The organism is Endozoicomonas sp. 4G (assembly GCF_023822025.1).
Taxonomy (GTDB): domain Bacteria; phylum Pseudomonadota; class Gammaproteobacteria; order Pseudomonadales; family Endozoicomonadaceae; genus Endozoicomonas_A.
The window spans coordinates 1,195,326-1,210,735 of sequence record NZ_CP082909.1 but is presented as its reverse complement, the minus strand read 5'-3'; the positions used below and the strand labels follow the sequence as shown (position 1 = coordinate 1,210,735).

Annotated in this window: 13 protein-coding genes; 10 read left to right on the top strand and 3 right to left on the bottom strand. The window is 50.9% G+C overall.

What is annotated here, in order from left to right; translation table 11 throughout:
- The first annotated feature begins 115 nt into the window (after nt 1–115).
- On the top strand, nt 116–1,879 hold the full coding sequence (locus K7B67_RS04465; RefSeq protein ID WP_252179171.1) for a hypothetical protein: 1,764 nt from the start codon (nt 116–118) through the stop codon (nt 1,877–1,879).
- 230 nt (nt 1,880–2,109) lie between these two features.
- A complete protein-coding gene (locus K7B67_RS04460; protein ID WP_252179170.1) occupies nt 2,110–2,463 on the top strand; it encodes a phage holin family protein in 354 nt (117 codons plus the stop codon).
- A gap of 35 nt (nt 2,464–2,498) precedes the next feature.
- Here the strand turns inward: K7B67_RS04460 and K7B67_RS04455 are convergent, their stop codons facing one another.
- Both K7B67_RS04455 and trpR read right to left on the bottom strand, forming a co-directional pair.
- Nucleotides 2,499–3,764 (bottom strand): aromatic amino acid transport family protein, encoded by a 1,266-nt coding sequence (locus tag K7B67_RS04455; RefSeq protein ID WP_252179169.1) that lies wholly within the window; start codon nt 3,762–3,764, stop codon nt 2,499–2,501.
- The gene (gene trpR / locus K7B67_RS04450) at nt 3,757–4,035 is read right to left on the bottom strand and encodes a trp operon repressor (RefSeq protein ID WP_252179168.1); all 279 of its coding nucleotides are present in this window, start codon (nt 4,033–4,035) and stop codon (nt 3,757–3,759) included. Before trpR ends, K7B67_RS04455 begins: the two co-directional genes overlap by 8 nt.
- A 175-nt stretch (nt 4,036–4,210) precedes the next feature.
- Between trpR and K7B67_RS04445 the strand changes: the two genes are divergently transcribed.
- A complete protein-coding gene (locus K7B67_RS04445) occupies nt 4,211–4,624 on the top strand; it encodes a hypothetical protein (RefSeq protein WP_252179167.1) in 414 nt (137 codons plus the stop codon).
- 1,195 nt (nt 4,625–5,819) lie between these two features.
- Here K7B67_RS04445 and K7B67_RS04440 read toward each other — a convergent pair.
- Nucleotides 5,820–6,059, bottom strand: a complete 240-nt coding sequence (locus tag K7B67_RS04440; RefSeq protein ID WP_252179166.1) for a hypothetical protein — start codon at nt 6,057–6,059, stop codon at nt 5,820–5,822.
- A 174-nt stretch (nt 6,060–6,233) separates the two neighbouring features.
- Between K7B67_RS04440 and K7B67_RS04435 the strand changes: the two genes are divergently transcribed.
- The 7 genes from K7B67_RS04435 (at nt 6,234) to K7B67_RS04405 (ending at nt 15,369) form a co-directional block, all read left to right on the top strand.
- Nucleotides 6,234–8,429 carry a hypothetical protein gene (locus K7B67_RS04435; RefSeq protein WP_252179165.1) on the top strand — a complete coding sequence of 732 codons (2,196 nt, stop codon included), beginning with the start codon at nt 6,234–6,236 and terminating at the stop codon, nt 8,427–8,429.
- Between the two features lie 28 nt (nt 8,430–8,457).
- Nucleotides 8,458–9,717 carry a valine--pyruvate transaminase gene (locus K7B67_RS04430; RefSeq protein WP_252179164.1) on the top strand — a complete coding sequence of 420 codons (1,260 nt, stop codon included), beginning with the start codon at nt 8,458–8,460 and terminating at the stop codon, nt 9,715–9,717.
- A 114-nt stretch (nt 9,718–9,831) separates the two neighbouring features.
- Complete coding sequence (gene argF / locus K7B67_RS04425; RefSeq protein ID WP_252180524.1) at nt 9,832–10,833, top strand: ornithine carbamoyltransferase; 1,002 nt, start codon at nt 9,832–9,834, stop codon at nt 10,831–10,833.
- Nucleotides 10,834–11,076: 243 nt separating this feature from the next.
- The gene (locus K7B67_RS04420) at nt 11,077–12,459 is read left to right on the top strand and encodes a V-type ATP synthase subunit B (RefSeq protein WP_252179163.1); all 1,383 of its coding nucleotides are present in this window, start codon (nt 11,077–11,079) and stop codon (nt 12,457–12,459) included.
- 3 nt (nt 12,460–12,462) lie between these two features.
- The gene (locus K7B67_RS04415; protein ID WP_252179162.1) at nt 12,463–13,119 is read left to right on the top strand and encodes a V-type ATP synthase subunit D; all 657 of its coding nucleotides are present in this window, start codon (nt 12,463–12,465) and stop codon (nt 13,117–13,119) included.
- Nucleotides 13,109–14,917 (top strand): V-type ATP synthase subunit I, encoded by a 1,809-nt coding sequence (locus K7B67_RS04410; protein ID WP_252179161.1) that lies wholly within the window; start codon nt 13,109–13,111, stop codon nt 14,915–14,917. Before K7B67_RS04415 ends, K7B67_RS04410 begins: the two co-directional genes overlap by 11 nt.
- A 2-nt stretch (nt 14,918–14,919) precedes the next feature.
- Nucleotides 14,920–15,369, top strand: coding sequence for an ATP synthase subunit C (locus K7B67_RS04405; protein ID WP_252179160.1), 450 nt, complete (start codon nt 14,920–14,922; stop codon nt 15,367–15,369).
- The last annotated feature ends 41 nt before the right edge of the window (nt 15,370–15,410 follow it).

Here is a 15,410-nt window from a genome sequence, read left to right as displayed (position 1 = left end):
AGAGCCCCGGAAGGTAAGACGATTGGTGAAATTTCACAGCAAGACTGGCAACTGACCTAAAGCAAGCTATTGTGAATTAGCTCAGAAATTGTAGCTATTCACAGGAGTCTGCTTTATGAGCTCTATAAGCTGTAACTCGGTAACGCCAAGCTCAACAATGAAACGGTTGTTGCTTCCCACCCTGATGACTCTGTCATTATTAATAAATGCAACGCCGGTCAGGTCTGAATTAGCTGATTGCTCTCTTACCGTCAAAGCTGGCGGGGCATCTGCCGGATACGGTCGATGCCCGGTCGATAAACGCTGTAGCTCTTCAGATAGTGCAAACGATTGTATACCGGAGTTCGGGCCTAAGCTGAAAAACGGCCTGTTCGGCCCTGCCATTCGTCAATGGGGCAGCTCCAGAATCGGGGGCCTGAATAAACCCTTAGCTTTAGCAGAAAACCCCAGGGCAAAAGGTCAGTTCTTTGTCGTCAACAGTGGCGATGACAGCCTGACCGTCTTTTACTGTCCCGGCGTGAAGACTCCGTATCCGCCGGAACATCGCCAGGACCTGGCTTCCTGTCATTTTATGCACCGACCTACTGATATCGCCTTTGGTGGCTCACCCACTCTGGGCGATGTCCCCGAATTTGAAGGACAGGAAGTTCACAACATCAGCTTTACCGGAACATTTGCTACCACAGGGGGCAGCTGTAATGACTACACGGCATCGGCTTTTATGGGCGATGATTTTACCCAGCGACCCTGCTCGGACTTTATGGGACCGGTGCTTTGGGAAAACAACCTGAAGACCTTTGCTATTAAAAATAATGATTTTTTTCCGGATGATCTCGCCACAAAACCTTTTGGCTCCCATATCGACATGCTTCATCAGGAACCTTTCGCAATGGGGATTGCCTGGGAAGGCAGGGAAGCGGGTTACTGGTCCTGGGACGCAGGCCCGGACTCTAAATATGGAAGCATTGTCTACAGCAATATTACTCGCTCCCATGGATACGGTGGACATGAACATACCTACGCCAACCTGTATCGGTACACCAATACAACCATGGCTATGAAGACTGGCCGCAATCTTGTTCCCGGACATATGGCCAGGTACGGTAAATACCTGTTTGTAGCCAATCCCGCAGGAAGCGTCATCAACATTCTGGATACAGAAAGCGGGACTATAGAAGGCGATGTAAAGCCCGAGAATGAATGGCGTGAAAAATATACCATCTATTCAAAAATAACCGGTGCCAGCTTCACTGAACTCAGTGTCACCGGGCTTGAACTAAAAAGCCCCAGCGGTCTGGTTATTTCTGATGACAAACTGTTTGTCAGCGACGCTGATACCGGAAAGATCCACGCTATTAAACTGGATGCTACAGGAAACCACACCTACATAGGCAGCATTCAAACACCTGCCGGCCAGATTGCCGGTCTCGAAATCGATGGAACCAAACGCATCTGGTTTGTTGACGCAGCAAGGCACACACTGAATGTGGTTGAGCCCCAATGTCAAAGTCGCGATGACTGTGTATCTGAGTCACCCTGGGGTCAGCAATGCGCTCCCGATATCGATGAAAGTGGCAAGACTGTCTGGGAGGTACATCGGGAAAAAGCGAAAAATTGGGAAAATTTTCGAGGTTGTGCCAGATACTACTTTTTGGCCTGCCCTGGCGGCGACTCACATAAAGACAGCAAACTTCCCGTTTGCAAGGCAGAAGGCGGTACATGGGAAGATGCGCAGGTAACCTGGGTTGATGGCATGAGTACCTGCCGATGCATGCCCCCTGAATCAGGCCTGTCCTCTGAAGCAAGGCAGGTCATTGCTTCCACCTGGCTGCCACTGGGTGCTTTGTCAGTACTGGCTCTTTATTACCAGTACAGATAATCATGCTTCACTGGCGGGCATGGCCTTCAATGCCCACCAGTGACCGCTGTGATTCAGATGACCTGACTCAGAAAGGCCTGCAGGCGTTGACTGGCAGGTCGACCACTTCACGGGCAAAGCCCATCATAGAAGACAAAAGCCTTATAAATCACTGACAAAGGCCAAACCGAACAAAGATGTAGTATGGTGTAGAGTTTGAACGCAGTGAAACCATCTGGAGCACACCTACCATGCTGAGTCTGATTCTATACTTCCTGATCAACGGTCTGGCTGTTTTTATTACCGCCAGACTCCTCAAAGGCGTGGAAATTAAAAACTACGGCAGTGCTGTATTGGTATCGATCCTTCTGGCAGTGGTCAACACCTTTGTTAAACCGATTCTGTTTTTCCTGACCCTGCCCATCACCGTATTGACTCTGGGTTTGTTTATCCTGGTACTGAACGCTCTGATGCTGATGATCGTTGATTACTTTATGGACAGTTTCAAGATTAACAATTTTGGCTGGGCGCTGGTCATGAGTATTGTTCTTTCTATTATCAACGCTGTGCTGTTCTTCCTGATACCCGGTGTGGTGATGCTGTGAAGCGAGGGAGCAGGGATTACCTGCTCCTGTTCAGTTTATTTCCCAAAAGCCGGTAACAAACCCAGGGCATCCATGCCGGCCAATGCCATGGCTAGAATACCGAAAGCAAATACCAGAACCATTCGAGGCATCCCACCCGGAACCTGATAACCTTCATCGGATTTTTGTCGTCCAATCCAGGCCATCAGCACGGGGGACAGGACACAGAAGATCACCATCACCAGCCCAGCAAAACCGATTGCCTTGATAAATCCATTGGGTAAGAGCACACCCAGCACTGTTGGCGGTACAAAGGTGACAGCTGCCGTCTTTAATCGCCCCAAGAAGTCGTCGCTGAAACCAAACAGGTCAGAGATATAATCGAACAGGCACAGGGCAACACCCAGAAATGAGCTGGCCACCGCCATATTGGAAAACAGTTGTAACAGGGAAGAGACTTTCAAGTCCAAACCCGTGCCAGCCAGTGCTTCCATGATGTTCCCGATATTACCGCCCGCGGCAATGATGGCAGGAAATTCACCGCGATCAATGTTACCGAAAACAGCTACCTGCCAGAGCACATAGATCGCCAGGGTCAGCAATGATCCCCAGAGCAGCGCGTTGCGTACTTTGCGGCCATCACGGTTGTAGTACTTGGTCAGGCTGGGAACCGCTGTCTGCATACCAAAACTGACGGCCAGGAAACTGATAGCCACCAGCGAATAAGGAATAGCCTCGGACAGACTCAAACCGGGAAACAGTTTTGCTGGTTGGGCGGCACCCACCAACCCGCCTGAAGTCCCAAGGAAAGTGATAATCATCCCCCCCAGCAATACCGTACTGACACGATCCACTGCCCGGGTTCCGGCAAAAACAATAACGGCCAGCACCACTGCAAAAATTAGGCTGGCGGTGCCTGCTGTCAGAGTAATGCCCGCTACCGATTTCAAACTGTAAGTGATGATCGAGCTGCCGCCAGAAATATAGGCGTAAGTCAGGATGTAACAGAGAAAGGCGACAGAGGCACCGTTAAGTATACGACCAATGTTGCCCATTGTAGCCTGCGCCATGGTGTCAAAACTGGCACCACGGGGAAACCGCAAATTGGTTTCCAATAAGTACAGGGCAGAACTGTACATACAGAACCAGGTCAACAGCATAAGTATTATGGAATAGCCAAACCACATGCCACTGGTAGCCACCGGCAGAGAAAACATACCGGCACCAATGGCCGTTCCCGCCACGATGACGGTCCCTCCCAGAAGACTTCCTTCCTGCTCCGGCTTCTGGGCCGGCAGACTTCCTATTACTGCTTCACTCATATATGGCTTCTAAGATCTGTTTGTCCTGTTGATCTAATCTTTTCAGGTAGTTGGAACAGCGAGTAACTTTGGCAATGCTGACGCCAAGGCGTGATGCAATCTCACGCTGCGAAGCTTCTCCTGCCAGCAGTGCTCTCATGATGGCCAGCCTTGAAGCGACGGCTTCTTGCTCTTCCGGAGTCAGTAATACTTCCAAAACCCTGTCCAGCGACTGTCTGCTTGACTGACTCTGGATCAGATCCAACACATCCGACCATGATTTTTCTGACATCTCTGCACATAACTACCTTCAAAGCGTACTGGCGTAACAGTACAGAAGTACAGCGCAATTCAATATTATGGATTCACGGAACCAAGCCTGAGCTTATACCTACGCAAATCCGCATATAACGCAGCACGACTTATGTTTTTTACCTTGCTGTCGAGACATAGTTGCAGAGACTTTGATGAAAGGAACCCTGATGAAAAGGATCACTCCGGTACTGGCCGGCCTCTGCGTCCTGATCATTTCAACACTGACCCAGGCCAGAGCCCAGGAAGCAGCCCTGAACTTTTATTTTCAGGAAGATCCCGCTACCGCGGGTTATGCGGTCACTCTGCCGCTGATGCTGAACCCCTCTTCCCGAGGCGAGCCTGTGGAATTCAATGAATTCCCGGCTTTCAGAGTCTCAATTCAACAGGGTATACAGGGATTGGATATTCTTTTTTTCGATAAACTTTCCGGCAAGCTACTGAACAAGATGCGTTACCCAACGGCAAACCGTCTGAAGAATACTTTTCAGACTCAGGGTTTTACCGGGCTTCAATACATCCACCACCCTAATGGCGCGGTACTGCAATTTATTGGGATGGTGAGATAAAACTCATTGTAAATCAGGAGGTTCATCACCTTCAGGCTCCCAAGACCCGTGAGGACGCTCGACTCTTGAGCAGTTATTGTCAATATGTGCCTGCATAGCGACATTATTACAGCCTTGATTAGTACGCGAACAGAATGGACAAATAGTCAGGCAATGGTAAGACGCCCAATGATTCATCAATGCTTCCAGCGAATCCAGTGGCAGATCAGCCCTAAAACCGGAATCTCCGCAAGGCCGAAGCTGGCCTCCCATCAAAAGCACTCTTAGCACGCTCCCCTCTCCCCCCTCCCCCTGACAGGGAGCGCAGCGGTAAGAATCAACATGAGTCAATAAATGGGCTCGCAAGCCTTGTTGGGTACTGAAGGCGTCAGGACAGAACCCACAGCTGAATCGCAAGTGTCTATTCATGTGGGAAGCAGAAGGTCGAATGTTGGTGAACCGATAAAAACGGCAATCTGTTACCGGACAACCGGCCTGCTCCTGATGAGAACTCTCAAAATGAGCCGAGTTGTCGGCTTCTGCTGTCAAAATATCCTCACAGTCGGTAAAAATACAAGGGGCAGAACAGTGTGATAACAGCGCACTCATAAGCTCTTGCAAAGGAAGATAGAGCGTTATGGGCTCATTACAATGTTGGCAGTGCCGATTGAATATTCCCATGGCCCGCTGATATAGATGCTCTGAACAAAGATGATTTATAACTCCATGCTGACCGAGCTCTATGAGCTGACGACCAGACGGATACAAATCACAGTAAACTCTGGGCCTTCTGCTCTTGCCGCAACATGGACACTCAGCAGGTGATTTTCCAAGCTTCTGATAACAATCCAGACAAACCCTCCTGCCACAACAGGAATATTGCCAGCAAACCCCATTTATCTGACAAAGCCAGCACAGATAAGGGCTTTTTTTATCTTCAGGCATGTCCTTGCGCTTATTGCCGTCATTGCCGTCACTGCCCCTTTGGTCATCGCCCCCAGCCGCAACCAGCATACCTGACTGAGACGCTGCTCCTTGCAGACTGCCGCCTTGAACATAAGCCCACCCAGTGTAACCAGAAGGTGAGTCCTCACCACTGATTCGGCTACTGCCAGCCCCCCACTGCAAGATTCCAGGCACGACGCCAGAAGCCTGAGGAGCGGATTCCTTCGTTTGGATGGTTTTTATCAGACCGGGTTGGACAGGAGCATGAAGGCTAATCAGAGGATGAAGAAAAACCAGCAGCAAGGCTTCGTAACAAGGCACTCCCGGCTGTTCTGCCATTGAAGCCTGAACAGAGTTCCAGCAGACCAGTAACAAAAACATCAGTACCTTCAAAACTGTGTGCACCATGGGAAAGTTGGATTATTTTAATGGGGCAGTGAATGGCAGTGAATATAGTTGCTGAGTTTTTACTCCGCCAATGCAAGTACACTTCTAAACCATCAATTTTCAAAAAATCCTACCAGTCCTTAACACCGACTATACTGCCTTAGCAAATAAAAACATTATCTAACAAAAACAATGGTACCTGCTTGACATTAGGCAGCAGGCATATTTCGAGATGAATAAGTGACTGTCTGTACTAACCGTTTTTGTTCTACGACACTTATTGTGTAATGAGGACGCCATGAAATACTTACTGTCTCTTTGCATTATCGCTTTTATAACGGCTTTGTTTGCTGAATCTTCTTCAGCTTTCCCTACCACCCCATCCAACCTGACCTCTATATCCAATACCTTCACCAACCCCTCCACTCCCCCTGAAACCACCGCCGCAACGGGTGAAATGAAGCTTAATGAACTGTGTTCCGGAACCATCGAACACCTTGATCTACTCACCACGGAGGCCATGAAACAGGCGGCTGTAAAAGCTCTGAAACAGGTTCTTGCCAACACTGAACAAGCCATTGACCGGTGTTTTATCATAACCCCGACTGAGGACAGCTATCTTGACGAGAGCATCAAAGGGTTCAATGATAGTGGACCACGGGAAGGGTCCACCACGGCTTTCCTGCTGGTGGGCTACGGCATGAAGTCACAACCCATCGCAGCCCGTGAGCACTGCGCTGCAAAAGAACCGGTCATGGCCGGGGGCGGCCCAGGCTCGGATTCGGTCCTGCCCGATGGCTGGCAAGAACATTTTCTGGTCAAAAAAACCATCCATCTGAACCCAAGACAGATGCTGATCGGGGTGCCACTGGACAGCAGCAATGGTTCCTTTGCAGAGGGTTATTTTGCTGCCCTGAAGAAAAAATTTGTGCCCACTTATGAATGTGTTCCAAGCTCGTACTGGCCGTGGCGCCACGCATCAATCAAAAAACCCACCTTTAACAAAGAAGAGCTGATTCACTTTAATGGCGCTGGCATCCTGATCACAGGTTTAACCACGTTACCTGCATTAAACAATAACTTTCAGGAATCCGTTGATATCTACACTCAATGTAAAGAAGGTTCGGGCAAAAAGGTTTTCAAAGCATACCCCCACGATGTGCATACCGAAATGCTGAAAGGAATGCTGAACCTGGAGTCACATGAAGTTCCTGCTAATGACTACATGGTCAATATTTTCAGAAATGAATTCTTCCAGATTCTTAAACCTGCCATCAGCCTGTCTTTCTCAGATGAATCCGTCGTAGATCCAAGGTCATTTAACAACAGAACCCTGGTCGGCTTTTCCAACAACAAAGTCTATTCCTGTTACTACAAGGCAAGTCCTGTTGAAACAGCCGTGGACATTAGTCTTGTCTACCGGGATGCTTCAGCACCGGACGAGTATATTCGGGCCATAAATTTCAAGGACAATCACATTCTGGGGAATGCGCCAAAGGCCGTGAACCTCACTCTCCCGGAACACGTTAAAGTCAGCATTGCCAACAGTGAGTTTGCGACGACAAAAGCCAGTGATGTGAATACAAAAGGCATCAGCATTGTTGGTCCAGACCATAGCAGCGAAAGCTGGCAGAACCCATTGACCGTCGATATGACAGGGAATAGCATCCTGGGTTATGACGTGGCACTGTCTTTGACCGGTTATCAAAAGCTGGTGTTGAAATCAAACAGGCTGCTTGGCTGGGATGTGTCCATAGAACGCCTGGGCGACTTGAGTCTGCCTGTCACACTGTCAGGCGACAGCAACAACGTGCCTGGTGAAACGGATGCCTGTCGCGGGCTTGAGTATACGAATATCATCGGTGGCTTTGTGTTTTCTGACGGAAGCACTTGTCCAAACGGGTTCAACATCTCGACAGCACCACCCACCGGAACGACCAGACCGTCGTTCACTTCCATCGACCCCTCTTCAGCCAGTCGTGACGTTTCAGAAAAATCCTCAAAAGCAAGCTATCTGAGCAGTGTTAGAGATTCAATATCACCCAGTACTTCAATGCCTGCTTCATCGTCTCAAAAGCTATACAGCTCCATAGAAACGGGAACACCATCGTCAACCCACTCAACGCCCTCTAAAAAGCGGAGTAACCGCACCAAGGATAAACTATCCGAACATGGCGAGGGTAACAGTACCAGACCTGAGCACCCCTCCATCAGAACCCTGCGCCCCCATTCACAAAGTCAAGTCTACAACCAATCGACTCCGGTACCTTTTGAGCTCTCGGTTGGCAAGAGAATAGGCAGTGCGTCAAGCTTTCCACCTTGGCAAAAAGCATTGGTTGTTTCCGGTGGCGTTTTGGTTTTTGGTGCAGGTATGTCCGCTATCGCCTATTATATGCTCAAAAAGAAACGCTCTTCCCAGCAGGAACCCCTTATCAAAAGCCCTAGTTATGATAGTTGTTCTGCATCTGAGTTAACCGAGCTCTCCCAGTTATAAACCCGTAAACAGAGTACCTGAGTCCTGCATGAAGCTTTCCACATTCGGCACAAAATTCACCCGTCATTCCGGCATACTCCAGCTCATGGACGATCTGGGGCATGCCCTGGCCGATGGTCGGGATACGATCATGATGGGAGGAGGCAATCCAGCCCATATTCCTGAAGTGGAAGAGACATTTCGGCGACGACTTCAGAAAATCCTGAACAGCCAGTCCGAGTTCACCCGCCTGATCGGCACCTATGATCCCCCCCAGGGAGAAAAGGAATTTATTCACGAGATGGCTCGTTTTCTGAACCGTCAGTTTGGCTGGCAACTGAAGTCAGAAAATATCGCCCTGAGCAACGGCAGCCAGGCCGCTTTCTTCATGCTGTTCAATATGTTTGCCGGTCATTATGACGACGGCAGCCATCGTCGTATTCAGCTACCATTGGCGCCTGAATATATAGGCTATGGCGATGCCGGCCTGAGTGATGACTTCTTTCTGGCCAACAAACCTGAAATCAAGATCATTAATGATCATATGTTTAAATACCATGTCGATTTCAGCAGCCTGAAAGTCAATGGGGAGACCGGTGCACTCTGCACTTCCCGTCCGACCAACCCCACTGGTAATGTGCTGACCGACCAGGAAATCAGTCGACTGGACACAATAGCCAGAAAGCATGATATTCCCCTGATCATCGACGGTGCCTACGGCACTCCGTTTCCAAACCTGATCTTCAGCGATGCCAACCCGGAATGGAATGAAAACACGATTCTCTGTCTCAGCCTTTCCAAGCTGGGCCTGCCTGCTGCCAGAACCGGTATCGTTATTGCCAACGAACAGGTTATCAGAGCATTGTCGGGTATTAACGCCATCATGAATCTGGCCCCCAACAGTTTTGGCAGCATGATCGTACTGGATATGATTCGTGACGACAGCATCATTGATCTCAGCAAAAATGTGATCAGACCCTACTATGAAGACAAGGTCAGGTTTGCCATTGCTTCATTGCAAAAGCATCTTGATGGCATCAACTGGAAGGTGCACAAGCCCGAAGGCGCCATGTTCCTGTGGCTCTGGTTTGAAGGGCTGCCCATCAGCAGCCAGAAACTCTACGAACGACTGAAACAACGCAATGTCCTGGTGGTCTCCGGCCACTACTTTTTCATGGGGATTGATGACGACTGGCGGCACAGGCACGAATGCCTGAGGATGACTTACTCTCGTGATAATAAAACCGTAGAGCATGGTATTGCTATTCTTGCTGAAGAAGTTCGCAGGGCTTACAAGGAGCCCGCCTAAAAAATACAATACCGGTGCCCACAAACGTAATTATACGTAGTGCTATCCAGTTTTTGCGAATATACCCTAGGACCTGTCGGAGTCGTATACCACATGAAAAGCAAGAGTAACGCGATGGATTTCAGACTACCCAACCACTCTTTCCTGAAACTGCTCGATTTCACTGCCCAGGATATTGCTTCGCTGCTCGAACTATCCACTCAGCTGAAGCAAGCCAAAAAAACTGGCAATGAGCCTCGCTTCCTTCAGGGTCGCAACATCGCCTTGATTTTTGAAAAAGCATCCACCCGGACCCGCTGTGCTTTTGAAGTGGCCAGCTTTGATCAGGGTGCTAATGTGACTTACATCGCCGGTGGCTCACAAATGGGCAGCAAAGAGTCGGTGAAAGACACCGCCAGAGTCCTGGGAAGAATGTACGACGGTATTGAATTTCGTGGCCACTCACAGCAACACGTAGAAGAATTGGCAGAATACTCAGGCGTCCCCGTTTGGAACGGCCTGACTGATGACTGGCATCCGACTCAGGTTCTGGCTGACTTTTTAACCATGCTGGAACACAGCAAGGGGCGCCCTCTCAGTGAACTTAAACTCTGTTATACCGGCGATGGCCGAAACAATGTAGCGAACTCACTTTTGGTGGGTTGTGCCAAGATGGGTGTTGACTTCAGCATTGCGGCCCCTGAAGGTTACACCCCGGCCCCCGAACTGCTGGAACTCTGCCAGCCACTGGCAGAACAATCCGGAGCCAGAATCACCGTCACCCAGTCCGTTGATGAAGCCGTCCAAGGATGTGACTTTATCTATACCGATGTCTGGGTTTCCATGGGAGAACCGGTAGCGGCCTGGGACCAACGTGTACGACTGATGACGCCTTATCAGGTCAATACCTCCATGCTGGAAAAAACAGGTAACCCTGACGTCCGGTTCCTCCACTGCCTGCCCGCCTTCCACAATGACGAAACCCATATTGGTCGTGAGATTGCCAGCAAATATGGCATGTCGGGTCTGGAAGTGACAGAAGAGGTTTTTGAGTCTGAACACTCTATTGTTTTTGATCAGGCAGAAAATCGTATGCACACCATCAAGGCCGTGATGGTGGCTACGTTGGCAACCTGACAAAATCTGGATACTGAAACATCTGAAATTGTCTACTATTGAGTAAATTTTGCATTGCATTCGGGTTGCTGGCTGACACACTCAAAACCTTCAGCAATCCGGCTATCCCTGGTCGCCAGTCCCTCAACTTTATGGGCGATTAACAGGCGACAGGTCACTGATGGTTGGCCGAGCTCCGAGGTTCTGGCTCGTTCGGTCAATCGTCCCGATTTCTCAGTTCCCAAGCCGTATAGAGGAGCAGCAATGCCCCAGAGTCTATTGCGATACACTAACATTCTCAGCATTGTTGGTGACTTGATTCGCGTCCAAGTGCCTAACCTGACGGAAGGCAATGCCCGGGCCAGCTATGGTGATCTGGCGATGATCGAGCAAAGCGGACAGGTTTACTCCCTGGCCCAGATCATCAAGATCGATCACGAAGAAGTTTCCCTTCAAGTGTTTGCCGGGACCAAGGGCCTGTCCACTCATGCCGCCGTCTGCTTTCTGGGTGAGCCTATGAAGGCTACCTATTCTCCCAACATTCTGGGCCGTATCTTCAACGGTGCCGGAGAACCCATTGATAACGGCCCGGCTCTTGAGCAGGACCCCAAGGTTGAAATAGACGGCCCGTCAGTAAACCCCGTCCGTCGTGTACTGGCGTCAAGAATGGTACGCACCAACGTCCCAATGATTGACGTATTCAACACTCTGGTTGAATCACAGAAGATCCCTGTTTTCTCCGTTGCCGGTGAGCCCTACAACTGTTTCCTGGCCCGTATTGCCATTCAGGCTGAAGCGGATGTGGTGGTGTTTGCAGGCATGGGCCTGATCTTCGACGATTACCATTTCTTCCGCACGGCTTTCGAGGAAGCCGGTGTCTCTTCCCGCACGGTCATGTTCACCAACCAGGCCTCTGACCCCACCGTAGAACGCCTCCTGACACCCGATATGGCTTTGGCAGTGGCCGAACATTTTGCTGTCAACGAAAGCAAGAAAGTTCTGGTGCTGCTCACCGACATGACCTCTTACGCTGACGCCATGAAAGAGATCGGCGTGGCCATGGATAAAATCCCGGCGAACCGGGGTTACATGGGCGACCTTTACTCCCAGCTGGCCAAGCGTTACGAAAAGGCCTGCGATTACAAGGGTGCCGGGTCTGTCACGATCCTTGCGGTGACCACCATGCCGGGCAACGACGTTACGCATCCGGTTCCGGATAACACCGGTTACATCACTGAAGGTCAGTTTTATCTGCACAATGGTGTCATTGATCCGTTCGGTTCCCTGTCCCGTTTGAAACAGATGGTTCAGGGTAAAGAAACCCGGGACGACCATGCTCACATCATGAACACCATGATCCGCTTCTACTCAGACTCGGTGAATGCCCAACAGAAACAGGCCATGGCCTTTGAACTGTCCAGCTACGACCTGAAAGCCATCGCCTTTGGTGAAAAATTTAAAAGCCGTTTCATGGTGCTTGATGCCCGGATGAGTCTGGAAGAAGCCCTGGACCTATGTTGGCAGACACTGGCTGAATGTTTTGAGCCGGAAGAAACCCTGCTGAAACAGAGCCTGTTGGACAAGTACTGGCCCAGCCTCGCCGGCGCAGAAAAGTCTGACTCAGATACCGCAGCTGTTGAGGCATAAACCATGGCCAAGGTAGCCCTCAACAAAAGCTCGCTGAACAAAGAGAAGCGCAGCCTTAAGACTTACAACCGTTATCTGCCGGCTCTGGAGTTGAAGCGCCAGCAATTGATGGCTGAGCGGAAAAAGGCCGAAGAGGCGCTGGCAGAAACCCAGTCCCAACTGGTGGACATCGAGCGTCTGGTCAGGGAACAGCTGCCGATGCTGGCCCGTGAAGACGTGCCTGTAGAAGAACTGGTGAGAGTCACCAACATCACCCTGATCGATGAGAATATCGTCGGTACCGCTGTGCCCAGAGTCAAGAATATCGCCACCAGCGTGAAACCCTACAGTGACCTGGCCAAGCCAGTCTGGGTCGACTTTCTGGTTGAACAGCTTCAGCAGATGGTACGCCTGCGTATTGAATACCAGGTGCGCGTGCTGCGCTATAAAGCACTGGACAAGGCCACCCGGACGACATCCCAGAGGGTCAATCTATTCTCCAAGGTACTGATTCCGCAGACTCAAAAAAGTATCCAGAAAATCCAGATCTACCTGTCGGACCAGGATCGCGCCAATGTCATGAACGCCAAGCTCTCCAAGGGTAAAGTGCTGGCCCAGGAAGCAAGAATGGCCAAGGTCCGGGAACAGGCAGCTGGGGAGGTAGACTTCAATGGCCATTAAACGACTGAACAAACTGACCCTGTACGGACCTGAAGCAGAAAAAACCAAAGTGCTTAAGGGACTTCAGGCGCTGGGATGCATGCATCTGATTCCACTGTCCGACAACACCGTCGATCAAAGCCTGCGTATGCAGCCCGCACAGGCCAGCGAAGCCCTGGCCTGGCTGGAACGTTCACCCCGTACCCGTCGACAGCTCAAAGACAAAAAACAGGCCTGTATTGACCAGATCGTTGCCGAGGTTCTGGACAACAAGGCTTCTGTTCGGGAGCTGTCCGACGCCCGTGACAAACTGACTGAGCGTATCCGTGAAGTTCGTCCGTGGGGGGAATTCTGCTTTCCCACGCTGTCCGACCTGGGTGGCCAGCGTTTCTGGTTCTATGTGGTTCCCTTGGGAGAAATGGAGACCCTCTGCGAGGTTCTGAAACAACATGACCTGCCCTGGGAAGAGATTCACAGGGATTCCCGCGAAGCTTATGTCATCGTTATTGCCAGCGATGAACCAGCCGAAGACCTGTTGTCAGTCCCTCGCTCCCATATCGGCATGGTGCCTCTTTCGAGGCTGGAAATGGAACTGGAAGAATCTGAACAGCTGCTGGAAGAACTGCTGGCGGAGCGTGAAGCGTTAACCCGCTGGAGCTATCTGCTGGGTCAGGCGGTTGCCGCCAGACAGGATAAGGCGGCCCTGGAAGAAGCCACCAGTGGCACCCAGGATGAGGAAACCTTCTTTCTGGTTCAGGGCTGGGTAGCGGTATCGGAAAAAAAAGCCGTGGCCGCTTTCTGTCTGGAAAACAACCTCGCCGCGCTCTTCGAAGAACCCTCTGAACAAGACAACCCCCCTACCCTGCTGGAAAAATCCGACAGCGTGGGTGGCGGTGCGGACGCACTGGGCTTTTTCCAGACGCCAAACTACCGTACCTGGGATCCGGGCAACCTGGTCTTTTACTCGTTCTCACTGTTCTTCGCCATGATCATGAGCGACGCCATGTACAGCCTGCTGTTTGGCGGCATCGTGTTCCTGTTCCGCAAGACTCTGAAAAAAACCGAGGCCGGTTCCCGGCTGATGAACCTGGCTTACTTTATGTCAGCCGCCGGTGTCGTCTGGGGTGTTCTGGTAGGCAGTTACTTTGGTGTCGCGCCGGGCTCGGGAGGTCTTCTCGGACACATGGCCCTGATCGACCTGAATGATTACAACGCCATGATGAAACTGTCCGTCTTTGTGGGTGTAACGCATTTGATCATTGCTAACATTATGACGGCAGTGGTCAATCGAAGGAGCAGCTACGCCCTCGCCCCGATCGGCTGGGCCATTATTATGGGGTCGGGTTTATCAATCTGGCTGGGCATGACCCATACCCTGTCGGCTGTTTTTGCCAATAAGGTTGGACCTGCGGGTTTGATAGTCGGTGCTTTGCTGGTGTTCCTGTTCACCAGTACCCGACCGGTTCGCTCCATCGGCAGTCTGTGCCTGAGAGGTCTGGACGGGCTGAAAGCGGTTTATAACATCACTTCCGCGTTCGGTGACGTGCTGAGTTACATGCGTTTGTTTGCCCTGGGTCTTTCTGGTGCCTCCCTGGCCATCACCTTCAACACTCTGGCTGTGGATGCCCTGGACTCCAGCCCGGTCATCGGGGTTCTGTTCAGCGGTCTGATTCTACTGCTGGGACACGCACTCAACTTTGCCCTTTGCATTATGAGCGGTGTCGTACACGGCATGCGCCTCAATGTTATTGAATTCGTTAACTGGGGTTTGTCCGACGAGGGCTACCCATTCAAATCTTTTAGAAAACAAGAGGATTAACCATGGAAAATCTGATCTTGGCCCTGGGCTGGATAGGCGTCTTTGCACCCGTTGCACTGGGAGCCGTAGGTTCAGCCATCGGCTGCTCAGTCGCTGGTCAGGCAGCCTGCGGCGCGATGCTGGATGTTGAAAGTGGTTACGGTAAATTCATCGGTCTGTCCGCTATGCCTTCTTCCCAGGTTATTTACGGCATCGTGATCATGTTCACTCTCAGCGGTATCGGTGTTTCCGGCAACAGTGCTCCTGGTCTGCTGGGTATTGGCCTGCTGACCGGCATTGCCCTGATGTACTCTGCCATCTACCAGGGTCAGGCGGTGGCCGCCTGCATCAATGCCTCCAAAAACAAACCTGAAGTCTTTGGCCTGTCCATTGCCCCTGCTGCAATCGTTGAAGGCTTTGCGGTATTCGCGTTCGTATTTGCCCTGGTTCTGGGTCAGCAGATTGTGGCCTGAGTGGGCTGTAAACAGTGAACGGTAGACCGTTAACCAGAGGA

What these genes read in the sequence shown, in the direction of transcription:
- K7B67_RS04465 (WP_252179171.1), top strand. Translation starts at nt 116, where the DNA reads ATGAGCTCTATAAGCTGTAACTCGGTAACGCCAAGCTCAACAATGAAA.
- K7B67_RS04460 (WP_252179170.1), top strand. Translation starts at nt 2,110, where the DNA reads ATGCTGAGTCTGATTCTATACTTCCTGATCAACGGTCTGGCTGTTTTT.
- K7B67_RS04455 (WP_252179169.1), bottom strand. Translation starts at nt 3,764, where the DNA reads ATGAGTGAAGCAGTAATAGGAAGTCTGCCGGCCCAGAAGCCGGAGCAG.
- trpR (WP_252179168.1), bottom strand. Translation starts at nt 4,035, where the DNA reads ATGTCAGAAAAATCATGGTCGGATGTGTTGGATCTGATCCAGAGTCAG.
- K7B67_RS04445 (WP_252179167.1), top strand. Translation starts at nt 4,211, where the DNA reads ATGAAAGGAACCCTGATGAAAAGGATCACTCCGGTACTGGCCGGCCTC.
- K7B67_RS04435 (WP_252179165.1), top strand. Translation starts at nt 6,234, where the DNA reads ATGAAATACTTACTGTCTCTTTGCATTATCGCTTTTATAACGGCTTTG.
- K7B67_RS04430 (WP_252179164.1), top strand. Translation starts at nt 8,458, where the DNA reads ATGAAGCTTTCCACATTCGGCACAAAATTCACCCGTCATTCCGGCATA.
- argF (WP_252180524.1), top strand. Translation starts at nt 9,832, where the DNA reads ATGGATTTCAGACTACCCAACCACTCTTTCCTGAAACTGCTCGATTTC.
- K7B67_RS04420 (WP_252179163.1), top strand. Translation starts at nt 11,077, where the DNA reads ATGCCCCAGAGTCTATTGCGATACACTAACATTCTCAGCATTGTTGGT.
- K7B67_RS04415 (WP_252179162.1), top strand. Translation starts at nt 12,463, where the DNA reads ATGGCCAAGGTAGCCCTCAACAAAAGCTCGCTGAACAAAGAGAAGCGC.
- K7B67_RS04410 (WP_252179161.1), top strand. Translation starts at nt 13,109, where the DNA reads ATGGCCATTAAACGACTGAACAAACTGACCCTGTACGGACCTGAAGCA.
- K7B67_RS04405 (WP_252179160.1), top strand. Translation starts at nt 14,920, where the DNA reads ATGGAAAATCTGATCTTGGCCCTGGGCTGGATAGGCGTCTTTGCACCC.